Below are 13492 nucleotides of genomic sequence, written 5' to 3' on the forward strand. Positions count from 1 at the left end.
GAGCTTCGAGATCTCTCAGTCGGAAGTTCAACTGAACCGCCGACCCTCGTCGCGGCGATAGGCCCATGCGGCCACCCCGGCGAAGGCCACGGTCCACGCCACCAGGGCGGCCACCGAGGCGGGCTGCACACCGAAGTCGCCGACGGCCGCCCACATGAGGCGTACGGCGGCGCCCGTGGGCAGGTAGGGGGCGATGGCCTCGACGAATCCGGGCGCGCCGCCCGGCGCGGTCATCAGCCCGCCGCCGAACGCCAGCGGGAAGAACAGCACCTGCGCGACGACGATCGCGGCCTTGGCCGGCAGCGAGTAGCCGATCGCCAGCCCCATCAGCGTGAACGGCACCGCGGTGACCACCACCACACCCAGGGCGGCCAGGAAGGCTCCGGCGCCGACGGTCGCCTCCGTCGCCACCGCCGCGATCAGCACGACCGGGAGCAGCGACACCACCATCAGGACGAGCCCGGCGAGGATGCGGCCGGCGAAGCGCGGTGCGGCACCGGCCGGGAGGGTTCTCGCGTACGGGTCCCAGGGCTGGGCTCGGTCCTCGGCGACGCCGATGCCGTACTGGAAGAGGTTGGACGTCATCACCACAAACGTCACCATCGACGCGGTCGCGTAGGTCGAGTACGTGCGGTCGGAGCCGACGAACGGCACCACGAAGAAGATCATCGACGCGGCCGGGAAGAACGCGCTCCCGATCAGCGCCATCGGGATGCGCACCGTCTCGATCAGCTGGAACCGGGCGTGGGTGAGGGCGAGGGCTGTCACGGCGCTCCTTCAGGCGGTGAGGGTGAGGAAGGCTTCCTCGAGCGACGTGGGCCGGACCTCCAGGTCGCGGAACGGCACGTCGCGGGCGATCAGGTCGCGGACCAGGCGGTCCGCGTCCGGCGTCAGCAGGTGGGTCCGGTCACCCTCGCGTTCGGTGCCGACCACACCCGGCAGATCGGGCATCGGTACGGCCGCGGTCACGCTCACCCGGCGGATCGCGACGAGTCCGCGTACGGCGGCGACGGTGTCGTCGGCGAGCACCCGGCCGCCGTCGATGACCACGACCCGGCTCGCCAGCGCCTCGACCTCCTCCAGGTAGTGGCTGGTCAGCACCACCGTGCCGCCGTCGGCGTGGAACGCGCGGACGCCGTCCCACAGCGCGTGGCGCGCGGCGACGTCCAGCCCCGTCGTCGGCTCGTCGAGGAACACGATGCGCGGCCTCCCGGCGAAGGCGAGCGCCACCGCCACCCGCCGCTTCTGCCCGCCGGAGAGCCCGCCGGTCTGGCGCCGTTCCAGCTCCTCCAGGCCGAACCGGGCGAGCAACTCGCGCTTGCCCAGCGGGTCGGGGAAGTGCGCCCGGACGAAGTCGACGACCTCGCCGACCCGCAGCGCGGACGGCAGCCCGGTCTCCTGCGGCGTCACGCCGAGCACCCGCCGGGTGGCCGGGTCGCGCGGGTCGCCGCCGCACAGCTCCACCCGCCCGGTGCTCGGCCTCCGTACGCCCGTCAGCAGGTTGACCAGCGTGCTCTTGCCGGCCCCGTTCGGCCCGAGGAGCCCGACGAGCTCCCCGGCGTGCACGTCGAGGTCGAGGTGGTCGAGGGCGAGCACGGCGCCGTACCGCCGGCTGACGTCCGTGGCGCGGGCGAGTATCACGTCGGCTCCTCGGTGCGGGGCGGTTTCGCGGCGCCGGATGGCGGATCGGTGCGGGGTGTCAGCAGGGCCTGGAGGGCGGCGGTGTAGTCGTCGAAGGCGAGCCGGCCGCGGCGGGTCAGGTGCACGAGCGTGGCCGGGGTGCGGCCCTGATGGGTCTTGACCACCTCGACGTACCCGGCGTCCTCGAGCTTGCGCAGGTGGACGGAGAGGTTCCCGGCGGTCATCCGCAGGATGTCCTGGAGGCGGGGGAAGGAGATGCTGTCGCCCTCGCGCAGGGTGGACAGCGAGGAGACCACCCGCAGCCGGGCCTGGGCGTGGATGACCGGGTCGAGCTCGGGGAGGGCGTCGCTCATCGCGGCATCCGCAGCCACGACACGAGCCCGGCGACGAGCATCCCGCCGCCGCCGAGGACGGCCACGACCAGCGCGTGCCAGCCCGGCCCGAGAATGACGCCCACCGCGTTGACGACGCTGAGGAAGGCGCCGAGGAAGAACATCGAGCGGTCGTTCCAGACGGCGCCGCCGGCCATGTGCAGCGCCCCGGTGAGGCCGGTGAGGCTGCCGGCCCAGATCAGGTTGGCGAGGCCGTCGGGGAGCTGGTCGCCGAGCCGGCTCAGCACCGTGATCATGCCGGAGAAGGCGAAGGCCCAGGTCAGCCCGTACATCGTGCCCTGGCGGGCGGTCAGGCCGGTGACCTGGCGGGAGGCGCGGGCGCCGACGATGCCGCTGATGAGGCCCGCGGCGAACATCAGCGCGAGCAGCACCACGCTGGGCAGCCACCGGGGCATGGCGACGTAGACCCGGTCGTCCGGGCCGTAGCGCAGGAAGAACACCGTGAAGCCGAGGAGCCACGCGACGCCCCACGGCCACAGGAGCAGGCGCGGGTCGGGCATGATCCGGCGGACGGTGGCGGCGCGCTCCCGCTGGATGATCCGCAGGGACTCGGCCGGGTCGAGCGGGGGCTGGTCTTCGGTCATGCAAAGAACTTTACCGCACAAAGTCAAAGAAGTTTGTGCCATAAAGTTGACGGGGATTCCGCTAGCATCGCCGACCATGGGGGAAGTCGTGCTGCGGGCCGCCGAGTCGCGCGAACTGGGTGCCGTCCTGCGCTTCTGGCTCACCGCCGCGGAGAACGCGAGCCGCCCCGCCGACACCCCGGCCGCCGTCGCGGCGCTGCACCTGCGCGACCCGGACGCGCTCATCCTCGCCCTCGACGGCGACGAGATCGTCGGCACGGTCATCGCCGGCTGGGACGGCTGGCGCTGCCACCTCTACCGCCTCGCCGTCGCGCCCGCCCGGCGCCGCGCGGGCATCGGCCGGGCCCTGGTCGACGCCGCGGAGCAGCGCTGCCGTGCCCTCGGCGGCACCCGCATGGACGCCATGGTCCTCGACGACAACGAGGCCGCCCACGCCATCTGGGCGGCCCGCGGCTACCGCCGCCAGGACGACTGGTCCCGCTGGATCAAGCAGTTCTAGCCGGCGAGCGCCTCGGGGAGCGGCGCCGAGTGGATCACCGAGAGGCGGGAGACCGCGCGGGTGAGCACCACGTACAGCCGGTGCAGGCCGCGCGGCTCGGCGGCCACGATCTCCGCGGGCTCGACGACGATGACATGGTCGTACTCGAGGCCCTTGACGATCGTGGCGGGCACCACCGTGACGCGCGCCCCGGAATCGACGTCGTCCGGGGTCGCGGCCTCCAGGCCGGCCGCGGCGAGGTGCCGGCGCAGGCGCTCGACCGCCGGGTCCGCCGCGATGACCGCCACCGAACCCTCGTGCTCCAGCGCCGCCGTCACCTCCACCAGCGTCGCGGCGTCCACCTCGGCCGCGTCGGCCAGCGCCACGATCGCCAGGTCGCCGTCGCGGCGCAGGGAAACCGCCTCGGGCACGTCCACGCCGAGCGCCGGCAGCAGGCGGTTGGCCAGGGCCACGACCGCCGCCGGTACGCGGAAGCCGACGGTCAGCGGCACCACGGCCGCGTCCGGCTTGCCCAGGTGCGCCAGGGTGTCCTTCCAGTGCGCGGCGGCCCAGGGCGCGGTGCCCTGCGCGAGGTCGCCCAGCAGCGTGATCGAACCGTGCTCGCTGCGCCGCGCGATCGCCCGCGCCTGCATCGGGGAGAGATCCTGAGCCTCGTCCACCACCACGTGCCCGAAGCTCGACTCGCGCTCCAGCACGCCGGCCGCCTCGTCGAGGAGCAGCAGGTCGGCGGCGCTGAACCGGGCCGACTTCACGGACTTCGGCGCCTTCTCCCACAGCAGCGCCGCCTGTTCCCCGGCGCTGAGCACACCCTCGGCCGACCGGGCCAGCAACTCCGCGTCGGTCAGCAGCGATACGACGACGGCCTCAGGGGTGAGCGCCGGCCACGCCCGGTCGAGGAACTCCCGCACCGGCGCGACCTTGGCCATCCGGCGCAGCCAGCCCTCGGACGGCGAGTTGCCGGTCCGGTACTCCGACTGGCGCTGCAACAGCCCGACCACCCGGGCCAGGACCCGATCCCGGCCCACCGTGTACGGGAGACCCTCGCGTCGCGCCTCGTCGACGATCCGGCGCAGCGGTTCCGCGTCGATGCGCCACCGGTACGAGCCGTCCGACACCATGATCGGCTCGGTGGGCTTGACCAGCCGGTCCCACACCGCGCGGCGGATCACGGCGGCCATCCGTACGTCGTGCTTGAGCAGCACCGCCGCGTCGGTGTCCCGGCCCTTCACCGGCACGCGGGCGATCAGCTCGTCCACCGTGGACTGCTGCACCTCCACCTCGCCCAGCGCCGGCAGCACCGCCGAGATGTACGAGAGGAACGCGGTGTTCGGGCCCACGATCAGCACGCCGGAGCGCCGGAGCCGTTCGCGGTGCACGTACAGGAGGTAGGCGGCCCGGTGCAGCCCCACCGCGGTCTTGCCGGTCCCGGGCGCGCCCTGCACGCAGATCGACTGGTCGAGCTCGGCCCGGACCAGCTCGTCCTGCTCCGGCTGGATGGTCGCGACGATGTCCCGCATCGGGCCCACGCGCGGCCGCTCGATCTCGGCGGTCAGGATCCGGCTGCTCGTGCCGAGCTCCTCGCCGCGGTCCAGGTGCTCGTCCTCGAAGCTGGTCAGCTCGCCCCGGACGAACCCGAACCGCCGCCGCGTCGACACGCCCTGCGGGTCCCGCACGCTGGCCCGGTAGAACGACTGCGACAGCGGCGCCCGCCAGTCGAGCACCATCGGCTCCCCGGCGTCGTCGGTGACGTGCCGCCGCCCGATGTGGTACGCCGCCTCCTCGATCGCCAGCTTGCCGAAGAACAGCGGGGTGGACGGGTCGTCGGCCAGCTCGGCGACCCGCCGCGACAGGGTCCGGCCGAGCGTCTCCGCGGCGAAGGAGTCGCCGGCGACGTCGGCGGAGGAGGAGAAGAGCGACTCGGCCCGGCCGCGCATCCGGCCCAGGGCGGCGCGGGAGTCGGCGAGATGCCGGCGCTCCGCGGCCAGGTCGTCGTCGAGATCGAGGGGGGCAGGCAGCGTCATCCGAGGAACCTTTCGGCGTCGGTGGTGTGGTTCGGCTGACCTGGGCCGCCCGGCGCTCCGTCGAGGTGCGGTGGGTCTGGGTGCGGTGTCGGCTGTGCCCGGTGAAGAAAGCGCGCGGTCCCCGCGGGCGAGCCCACCAGGGTACGCCGTGGCCCCGCGCCCCACGACCGAATTAACGCGGGATCCTCCAGGGATGGCTGTGCTGGTCGCCGCCGCCCGGCTGGCGGGCCTGGTCGCGGTGGCGCGTTGCGCGGTGCCCGTACGCCGGGCCGGACGTGAGATAGCTCGCTGCGCCCCCGTACGGACGCCACCTACCGTGCCCGCCGGGGATAGCGTCGGGGCATGAGCGACGACGCAGTCCAGCGCCCCCGGGTCGGGCACATCCAGTTCCTCAACTGCCTGCCCATCTACTGGGGCCTGATGCGTTCCGGCGCGCTGCTCGACGTCGACCTCTACAAGGACACCCCGGACCGGCTCAACGCCGCCCTCGTCGCGGGCGACCTGGACATCGGCCCGATCTCGCTGGTCGAATACCTCCGGCACGCCGACGAGCTGCTGCTCCTGCCCAACCTCGCGGTCGGCAGCGACGGCCCGGTGCTCTCGGTCAACCTCGTCTCCACCCGGCCCCTCGCCGAGCTCGACGGGCGCCCGGTCGCGCTCGGCTCGACGTCGCGCACCGGCGTGCTGCTCGCCCAGATGCTGCTCGCCGACCGGTACGGCGCCGACCCCGAATACTTCCGCTGCCCGCCGGAGCTCAACCAGATGCTGCTGGAGGCGGACGCCGGTGTGCTGATCGGCGACCCGGCCCTGCGCGCCCTCTACGAGGCCCCCGCGCTCGGCCTCGAGGTGACCGACCTGGCCGAGGCGTGGAAGGAGTGGACCGGGCTGCCGATGGTCTTCGCCGTCTGGGCGGTCCGCAAGGACTTCGCCGCCGCCCAGCCGGGCATGGTCAAGGAGGTCCACGAGGCGTTCCAGCGCTCCCGTGACCTGTGCCTGGGCGAGCTCGACGAGGTCGCCGGGGCGGCCGCCCGCTGGGAGCCGTTCGACGCCGAAACCCTCGCCACGTACTTCCGGGCGCTCGACTTCTCGCTGGGAGAACGGCAGGTCGCCGGGGTGCGCGAGTTCGCCCGCCGGGCCGCCGAGCGGGGCGAGGCGCCGCCGCTGCCGGCCGACGGTCCGATCTTCGCCCAGGTATAGCCCGCTTTGCGCGCCGGAGGGTGGCGCGGGCGCCGGGTGGTCCCCTAGTCTTCGCGGGCCTCTCACCCTTGATCACTGAAACGGTGACCATGCGCCTGCACACCCTCCTCGGCCGGCTGGCCCTGCCCGTGGCCGTCGCCGGCCTCACGACGATCGGCGCGGCGGCTCCCGCGCACGCCGCTCCGGAGCCGGCGTTCCCCGAGGTCGAGGTCTTCATCCCGGACCGCATCGTCACCCTCGACGGCCGGTCGAAGACGGTGGAGTTCCAGGTCGTCAACGTGGGCGAGGAGCCGGCCGAGGGCCTGTCCGTCCGGTTCACCGACGACAACGGCGCGCCGGTTCCGGCCGCCGTCGGCCTCACCGCCCCGCAGGGCTGCACCGTGGACGCGTGTGCCGTCGGCGACCTCGCGCCCGGCGCGGACAAGTCGTTCAAGTTCACGGTCACGCCGACCGCGGGGCTGCCGGAGCTGGGCGAGACGCTGTCCATCGCGGTCCGCGGCCCCGGCGGCGACCCGATCAGCGCCGCGCCGTTCTCGGTGCTGCGTACGGACAAGGGCGTCGACCTGGAGCTGGCCGGCATCAAGGACGTGAAGCTGGCGCCCGGCGGCTCCGCCACGCTGCCGATCACGGTGCGCAACGCGGGCAACGAGACCCAGGACGGCGTCGCCGTCATCCTCGCCGGGGAGCCGTTCCTGAGCTTCCCGAACACGTACAGCAACTGCTTCACCATCGACGAGCTGTTCGGCGTCGCCTGCGCCTTCGACCAGCCGCTCGGGCCGGACGAGGTCTTCACCGTCTCCGCGGCCACGCCGCTGAAGGTCAAGGTCGCCGCGGACGCCCCCGGCCCGGCGGACTACTTCATGGGCGCGATCGCCACCGGCCTCGAGGAGGGCTCCGAGCTCGGCGCCCTCGCCGCCGCCAAGCGGGCCCCGGCCGGCAAGTCCCCGCTCAAGCTCGTGCCGGCCGGCAAGCAGCGTTCCGCCTCGGCCGCCGGCGGCGAGCTGAACCCCTGGGACAACGTCACCTCCTTCTTCGTCAAGGTGTCCAAGAACCCGGCGGACAGCGTCGCGGTCGGTGCGACCTTCGCCGGCGCGATCGGCGACACCCGTACGGTGAAGGTCGGCGTCCGCAACGACGGCCCGGCGGCGACCTTCGGCCCGCTCCAGGGCTGGGTGTCCTTCTCCGAGGTGACCATCCCCGCCGGCGTCGAGCTGACGAAGGTCGACCGGGACTGCATCCCGGCCGAGGACGACCTGTCGATTGGCGGCGACCTCGACGGCGGCCAGGTGAGCGGCCGCGACTACCTCTGCATCGCCGTCCAGAACCTGAAGCGCGGCGAGCAGGCGCTCTTCTCCTTCACCGGCAGGATCACCGCCGCTTCACCCGCCGGCTCGGTCACCGTCGACGGCGGCCCGCAGGACCCGAAGCGGTCCAACGACATCGCCAAGATCGAGGTGAAGCTGACCTCCGGCGGCGCGGGCGGCGGCCTCCCCGTCACCGGCGCCCCGACGTCCCTGCTGGCCACCGGCGGCGCGCTGCTCCTGGCCGCGGGCGTGTTCGCCGTCGTCACCACCCGCCGCCGCACCGCGTAACCCCTACCGGGACGCCGTCCCCGCACGCGAGCGTGTGGGCGCAGGCCTCGACGAGACGTCGCTCAGCGGCGTCCCGTCCACGGCCCTCACCTGTCGCTCAGCAGCGTCCCGTCCACGGCCCCCACCTCGGGAACCCCGGCCTGCTCCATCGTCCGGGCAAGGTCCTCCCGATAAAGATCCAGCAGCTCCCGTACGCCCTCAGCACCGCCCGTGGCCAACGCCCACAACACGGGCCGCCCGATCAGCACGGCCCGAGCCCCCAGGGCCAGCGCGGTCAGCACGTCGGCACCGTTGCGAACACCCCCGTCCACCAGCACCGGAACCCGCCCCGCGACGGCCTCAGCCACCGCCCCGAGAGCATCGGCCGAGGCAACCGCCCGATCCAGCTGGCGTCCCCCATGGTTCGAGACGACCACGCCCGCCGCCCCCGCCTCCACGGCAGCGACCGCATCCTCCGCCCGCAGCACCCCCTTGACCAGCACGGGCAGCCCGGAAATCCCCGCCAGCCACCCGATCGCGTCCGGCCCCAGCGCGGGATCCTGCCGCCGCTCGACGGGCCGGTTCTCCGGGGCGGCGCTACCGGCCTCCGGCACCGCACTGCGATACACATAGGGAGCATCCGCGGTCAGCACGACGGCGGACGCCCCCCTCGCGACGGCGTCGCGCACCTGAGCCTCGGTCAACGACCGGTCCCGCAACACATAGGCCTGGAACCACCACCGCTCCGACTCGATGTCCCGCCCGGCCCGCGACGAATGCACCAGCAACGACCCGGCCGCCGCCACCCCCCGAGCCGTGGCAACCTCCCCCTCCGCATGCGCCAGCGTGTGCAACGCGGTCGGCCCCACGATCACGGGCGCGGCAAGACGCGTACCCAAAAGCGTGGTCTCGGTACTCACCCGGGAAACATCCTGGAAGAGCCGCGGCCGGAACCGCCACCGAAGCCACGCGGCCGAAGCCTCGTCCCGGCTGATCCCCTCGCCGGCCCCGGCCCGGTAGTAGTCGAAAACCGCCGGCGGCAGGACGGCCTTCGCCTTCTCCTCGAGATCCATCCCCACTCCTCATCCCCCCAGCACCCGCGCGGCCCGACCGCCCGCTCTGTCCGTCTTGCTCCCCGCCGGACCTGTCGGCCCCGCCGGCCGTGCTGCCCTGCCGGTCGTGCTGCGCGGCCGGTCGTGCTGCGCGGCCGGCCCTAATGCACGACCGGCCGTGCGGCCGTGCGGCCCCACCCGCCCTGCCGCTGTACTGCACGGCGACCCCGCCGTGCCGCCGTGCGGCCCCCTGCCCGGCGGGGCTTGTGGCGCTCGGGCCGCCGGCTGGTCGGCTTCTGCGCCCTGCGCCCCGCGCCCTGCGGCCCGGCGGCCCCGCGCCTTGCGCCCCGCGCCCCCGCGCCCTGCGCCTTGTGCCCTGCCCCGCGCCCCGCGCCTTGTGCCCTGCCCCGCGCCCCGCGCCTTGCGCCCCGCGCCCTGTGGCCCGCGCCCTGCGCCCTGCGCCCGCGCCCCGTCCTTGCCTAGCCGGCCAGGATGTCGTCGAGGGCGGCGATGTCGTCGGCGGTCAGTTCCCAGGCGCCCGCCGCGACGTTGGCGCGCACCTGCTCCGGCGTCGTCGCGCCGGCGATCACGCTGGTCACCGCCGGTCGCGCGGCCAGACCCGCGATCGCCACCTCGAGCAGGGACCGGCCCCGCTCCTTCCCGTACGCCGTCAGCGCCTCGATCCTGTCCCAGTCGGCGCCGTCGAACCACCGCTTGTGTCGCTCGGTGGCGAGCCGCGTTCCCTCGGCGGGCTTCCGGCCGCGCTGGTACTTGCCGCTCAACAGGCCGCTGTCCAGCGGGAAGAACGGCAGCAAGCCGAGGCCGAACGTCTCGCACGCGGGCACCACCTCCGCCTCCACCCCCCGATGCAGCAGGCTGTACTGGTTCTGCGCACTGATGAACGGGGTGTGCCCGGCGGTCCGCGCGGTCCAGTCGGCGTCGGCGATCTGCCACCCGGCGAAGTTGGAGTTGCCCAGGTAGCGCACCTTGCCGCTACGCACGAGATCATCGAGGGCGCTCAGGGTCTCCTCGATCGGGGTGGCCGGATCGGGCTCGTGCATCTGGTAGAGGTCGATGTAGTCAGTCCCGAGCCTCCGCAACGACGCCTCGGCGGCCCGCACGATGTAGCGCCGAGACCCCCGGGCACCGAAGTCGTTGCCGTTCAGCCCCTCCATGTCCATGCCGAACTTGGTCGCGAGCACCACCTCGTCCCGCCGGCCCTTGAGCGCGGTCCCGAGGCACTCCTCGGAACTCCCGTGCGGCGTACCGTAGATGTCGGCGGTGTCGAAAAGCGTGATCCCGGCATCGATCGCAGCGTCGACGACGGCCCGGGTGCCGTCGAGATCCAGCTTCCTGCCGAAGTTGTTGCAGCCGATGCCGACAACGGAAACAACCAGGCCGGACGTGCCGAGGCGGCGGTAGCTCATCTGACTCATGCCCCGACCCTATGCCGCGGAGATCCGAGGCAGGGACGGCTGTCCACACCACGCGTTTGCCCGCGCGCTGTTCCCCGGATTGTGGAAAACGTCCAACCGCGCGGCGAGCGCGCATGGATCGCCGCGCGGCTCTGCGCCGCCCGCCCCACGCGGCTCCGCGCCGCCCGCTCCACGCGGCTCTGCGCCGCCGCCCCGCCCCGCCCCGCTTCGTAGCGCGCTCCCCACCCTCCGGACTCACGGCGTTTGGCCCCGTTCTGGGGAGGGTTCAGCTGGACTGCCCGGCTTATGCATCAGCTGTTGTCTATTGACACAGGAAGTTAACCATTTGATGCTGTGAGAGCGCTCTCAGGCTCCTCCTCAGGGCTCGGTGAGCCGCTCCCGTTGTGGTCCCGTCCGGGCCGCCGCGGGATTCCCCCAGTACCGCCCGTGCCGCTCCGTCCCCGCTTCGTCCTCAAGGAGTCACCGTGCGTACCAGAAGAAAGCTCTTGCATGCACTAGCCGCACTCGCGGTCGCCGTGCCTGTGGCAGTCTCGGCCGCGTCCCCCGCTCAGGCGGTCGGCCCGGACCGGCTTCCGGTCACCGTCACCAACAACACCGGCCGCGGCGACGCGGTCTACCTGTACGTCATCGGCAAGAGCCTCGTCACCGGGCAGCTCGGCTACGCCAACCAGAGCGGTACCTTCGTCCCCTGGCCCGCCGGTAACATTCCGCCGTCGCCCGCGCCGGACGCCTCCATCGGTGGGCCCGGCAACGGTGGGAGCACGACCGTCCAGTTCCCGCGGGGCTTCTCCGGCCGCCTCTACTTCTCGTTCGGCGAGAAGCTGAAGCTCTTCCTCACGCCGGACGGTTTCGTCCAGCCGGCGCCGTGGGCGGGTGGCGACCCCAACCAGAACATCTTGTTCGACTGGAGCGAGTTCACCTACAACAACGACGGGCTCTGGCTGAACAGTACGCAGGTGGACATGCTCGCCGTCCCCCACGCGGTCACGGCCACCGGCTCCAACGGCGTCACCACGCGTACGGGCGACCTGGTCAGCGACGGCCGCAACAAGGTCATCAACGCGATCAGGGGCCAGGCGGGCTGGGCGAACACGGTCGTCACCCGCTCGGACGGCACGGTCCTGCGCGTCCTGGCGCCGGGCAAGGCGGCCGGGGCCGGGCTGTTCAGCGCGAACTACTACGACTCGTACATCAACTCGGCGTGGAACGCGTACACCTCGAAGACCCTGACGGTGACGCCGTTCCTCGACCAACCCAACACCAAGTACTTCGGGCGTACGTCCGGCAACGTCATGCGCTTCACCAACTCGGCCGGCGCGCAGGTCGCGTCGTTCAACAAGCCGTCGTCCTCGTCGGTGTGGGGCTGCGACGGTGACCTGCCGGCCCCGAACGATCTGGTGGTGGGCCCGATCTCGCGTTCGCTCTGCGCGGCCCTGAACCGGGGCACGCTGGGCACCGTCGACACCCAGCCCAGCACCAACGCCGCCCAGTTCTACCAGAACAACCCGGCCAACCAGTACGGCAAGATCATTCACCAGAACATGGTCGACGGCCGGGCGTACACGTTCGCCTTCGACGATGTCGGCGCGTTCGAGTCGCTGGTCCACAGCGGCGACCCCCGCTCCGCCAGCGTGATCCTCACCCCGTTCGGCGCGGGCGGCGGCCCCACCAACCCGACCGGCGGCGTCCCGGTGATCAGCGACTGGAACGGCAAGTGCATCGACGTCCCCAACTCCAACTTCGTCGACAGCGCGCCGTTGCAGATGTGGACCTGCAACAACACCAACGCCCAGAAGTGGACCTTCACCAACGGCACCCTCCAGGCCGGCGGTAAGTGCATGGACGTGGCGGCCGGCTCCACCGCGAACGGCGCCCCGATCCAGCTGTACACCTGCAACGGAACGGGCGCCCAGCAGTTCGTCCTGTCCGGCGCGGGAGACCTGGTCAACCCCCAGTCGAACCGGTGCGTGGACATCAAGGACTGGAACGGGAACGACGGAGCCCGGCTGCAACTGTGGGACTGTGCCGGCTCGGCGAACCAGAAGTGGCACAAGGGCTGAGCAGCCAGAGCTGAGCAGCCAGAGCTGAGCAGCCAGAGCTGAGCAGCCAGAGCTGAGCAGCCAGAGCTGAGCAGCCAGAGCTGAGCAGCCAGAGCTGAGCAGCCAGAGCTGAGCAGCCAGAGCTGAGCAGCCAGAGCTGAGCAGCCAAGGCTGAGCAACTGAGAACGACGGAGGGTCCGCGCGGCAACGCGGGCCCTCCGCGTCTGTCCGTCAGGGCGCGGGGTCGGCGAGGTCGCGGTAGGCCGGGCGGAGGATGTCCGCGAGCGGGATGTGGCGTACCCGGATCGGGGGTGGATCCAGGACGCGGAGGAGGAGTTCCGGTGGGGTGGTGAGGCGGGCGGGGCGTTCGCGGAGCCGGCTCAGGGAGATGGACGGGGTGTAGAAGTCGGTGAGGCGGCTGTCGAGGGGCTGTTCCTCGATGGCGAGCGGGTCGACGGTGTCGGTGGGTTCCGGGAGGCCGCGGAGGGCGGCGAGGACCTCGTCGCGGTTGCGGCCGCGCCAGGCGAGCACCAGGAACGGGTCGTCGTCGAAGGCTTCGGCGAGCACGTAGAGCACCGCCGACACGTGCTTGCAGGGCACACCCCAGTCCGGGCACGAGCACCGCATGTCGAGGTCCGGCGGGAAGAGCGGCAGGTCCAGCTCGTCGAAGAGCTCGACGATCTCGTGCGGCATCTCGCCCGCCAGCAGCGCCGCACGGTACAACGCCTGTGATCCCAGGGCGGACAGGGCCACGGCCCACTGGGAGTCGTCGTAGGCCGGAATCGTGATCGTCACCGCGTACGGCGCCGGGCGGGAGCCCTGCACGCGCCCGCCGACGCTTCCCGGCTCGAGGGTGAAGTCGATGACCTGGCCCTTGCGGGCGTAGGCCCGGCCCCGGGCGAGGCGGCCCGGATCGCAGGTGCGTTCGAGGATGTCGACGAAACGCCGGGACCACCACTGCTCGCCGATCTTCCCGCGCTTGGCCCGCACGGCGATGCCGCCGTCGACGCGGATCGGCCCGCTCGTCTCGAACCAGCGTCCCTCGGGGTCGACGGGCATG

At 72.6% G+C, this 13492-nt stretch carries 12 protein-coding genes; 4 read left to right on the forward strand and 8 right to left on the reverse strand.

Going from position 1 to position 13492, the window contains the following annotated elements:
- Window positions 1–27: 27 nt before the first annotated feature.
- The 4 genes from CLV70_RS14600 to CLV70_RS14615 are packed head-to-tail and all read right to left on the reverse strand — an operon-like array spanning window position 28 to window position 2617.
- Window positions 28–768 (reverse strand): ABC transporter permease, encoded by a 741-nt coding sequence (locus tag CLV70_RS14600; RefSeq protein ID WP_245908228.1) that lies wholly within the window; start codon window positions 766–768, stop codon window positions 28–30.
- 9 nt (window positions 769–777) lie between these two features.
- Window positions 778–1641: an ABC transporter ATP-binding protein gene (locus CLV70_RS14605; RefSeq protein ID WP_106127026.1), complete on the reverse strand. Its 864-nt coding sequence runs from the start codon at window positions 1639–1641 to the stop codon at window positions 778–780.
- Window positions 1638–1994 (reverse strand): winged helix-turn-helix domain-containing protein, encoded by a 357-nt coding sequence (locus CLV70_RS14610; protein ID WP_106127027.1) that lies wholly within the window; start codon window positions 1992–1994, stop codon window positions 1638–1640. Before CLV70_RS14610 ends, CLV70_RS14605 begins: the two co-directional genes overlap by 4 nt.
- Window positions 1991–2617: a transporter gene (locus tag CLV70_RS14615; protein ID WP_245908229.1), complete on the reverse strand. Its 627-nt coding sequence runs from the start codon at window positions 2615–2617 to the stop codon at window positions 1991–1993. The genes CLV70_RS14610 and CLV70_RS14615 overlap by 4 nt, the downstream gene beginning before the upstream one ends.
- A gap of 76 nt (window positions 2618–2693) precedes the next feature.
- Between CLV70_RS14615 and CLV70_RS14620 the strand changes: the two genes are divergently transcribed.
- Window positions 2694–3116 carry a GNAT family N-acetyltransferase gene (locus CLV70_RS14620; RefSeq protein ID WP_106127029.1) on the forward strand — a complete coding sequence of 141 codons (423 nt, stop codon included), beginning with the start codon at window positions 2694–2696 and terminating at the stop codon, window positions 3114–3116.
- On the opposite strand, the gene CLV70_RS14625 is transcribed toward CLV70_RS14620, so the two are convergent.
- Window positions 3113–5137 (reverse strand): HelD family protein, encoded by a 2025-nt coding sequence (locus CLV70_RS14625; RefSeq protein ID WP_106127030.1) that lies wholly within the window; start codon window positions 5135–5137, stop codon window positions 3113–3115. The genes CLV70_RS14620 and CLV70_RS14625 overlap by 4 nt on opposite strands.
- 342 nt (window positions 5138–5479) lie before the next feature.
- Between CLV70_RS14625 and CLV70_RS14635 the strand changes: the two genes are divergently transcribed.
- Window positions 5480–6334, forward strand: coding sequence for a menaquinone biosynthetic enzyme MqnA/MqnD family protein (locus tag CLV70_RS14635; protein WP_106127031.1), 855 nt, complete (start codon window positions 5480–5482; stop codon window positions 6332–6334).
- An 83-nt stretch (window positions 6335–6417) separates the two neighbouring features.
- Window positions 6418–7926, forward strand: coding sequence for a COG1361 family protein (locus tag CLV70_RS14640; protein ID WP_106127032.1), 1509 nt, complete (start codon window positions 6418–6420; stop codon window positions 7924–7926).
- Window positions 7927–8012: 86 nt separating this feature from the next.
- On the opposite strand, the gene CLV70_RS14645 is transcribed toward CLV70_RS14640, so the two are convergent.
- Window positions 8013–8978, reverse strand: a complete 966-nt coding sequence (locus CLV70_RS14645; RefSeq protein ID WP_106127276.1) for an alpha-hydroxy-acid oxidizing protein — start codon at window positions 8976–8978, stop codon at window positions 8013–8015.
- A gap of 458 nt (window positions 8979–9436) precedes the next feature.
- Window positions 9437–10393, reverse strand: a complete 957-nt coding sequence (locus tag CLV70_RS14650) for an aldo/keto reductase (RefSeq protein ID WP_245908230.1) — start codon at window positions 10391–10393, stop codon at window positions 9437–9439.
- Window positions 10394–10857: 464 nt separating this feature from the next.
- On the opposite strand from CLV70_RS14650, the gene CLV70_RS14655 reads away from it, so the two are divergent.
- Window positions 10858–12453, forward strand: a complete 1596-nt coding sequence (locus CLV70_RS14655; protein ID WP_106127034.1) for a beta-1,3-glucanase family protein — start codon at window positions 10858–10860, stop codon at window positions 12451–12453.
- Between the two features lie 210 nt (window positions 12454–12663).
- Here CLV70_RS14655 and CLV70_RS14660 read toward each other — a convergent pair whose 3' ends face one another.
- Window positions 12664–13491, reverse strand: a complete 828-nt coding sequence (locus tag CLV70_RS14660; RefSeq protein ID WP_106127035.1) for an SWIM zinc finger family protein — start codon at window positions 13489–13491, stop codon at window positions 12664–12666.
- Between the last annotated feature and the right edge of the window lies 1 nt (window position 13492).

The organism is Pseudosporangium ferrugineum (genome assembly GCF_003002065.1).
Classification (GTDB): Bacteria; Actinomycetota; Actinomycetes; order Mycobacteriales; family Micromonosporaceae; genus Actinoplanes; species Actinoplanes ferrugineus_A.

Excerpts from the sequence above, each read along its gene's own strand:
- CLV70_RS14620 (WP_106127029.1), top strand. The coding sequence starts at position 2,694 with ATGGGGGAAGTCGTGCTGCGGGCCGCCGAGTCGCGCGAACTGGGTGCC.
- CLV70_RS14625 (WP_106127030.1), bottom strand. The coding sequence starts at position 5,137 with ATGACGCTGCCTGCCCCCCTCGATCTCGACGACGACCTGGCCGCGGAG.
- CLV70_RS14610 (WP_106127027.1), bottom strand. The coding sequence starts at position 1,994 with ATGAGCGACGCCCTCCCCGAGCTCGACCCGGTCATCCACGCCCAGGCC.
- CLV70_RS14635 (WP_106127031.1), top strand. The coding sequence starts at position 5,480 with ATGAGCGACGACGCAGTCCAGCGCCCCCGGGTCGGGCACATCCAGTTC.
- CLV70_RS14650 (WP_245908230.1), bottom strand. The coding sequence starts at position 10,393 with ATGAGTCAGATGAGCTACCGCCGCCTCGGCACGTCCGGCCTGGTTGTT.
- CLV70_RS14615 (WP_245908229.1), bottom strand. The coding sequence starts at position 2,617 with ATGACCGAAGACCAGCCCCCGCTCGACCCGGCCGAGTCCCTGCGGATC.
- CLV70_RS14660 (WP_106127035.1), bottom strand. The coding sequence starts at position 13,491 with ATGCCCGTCGACCCCGAGGGACGCTGGTTCGAGACGAGCGGGCCGATC.
- CLV70_RS14645 (WP_106127276.1), bottom strand. The coding sequence starts at position 8,978 with ATGGATCTCGAGGAGAAGGCGAAGGCCGTCCTGCCGCCGGCGGTTTTC.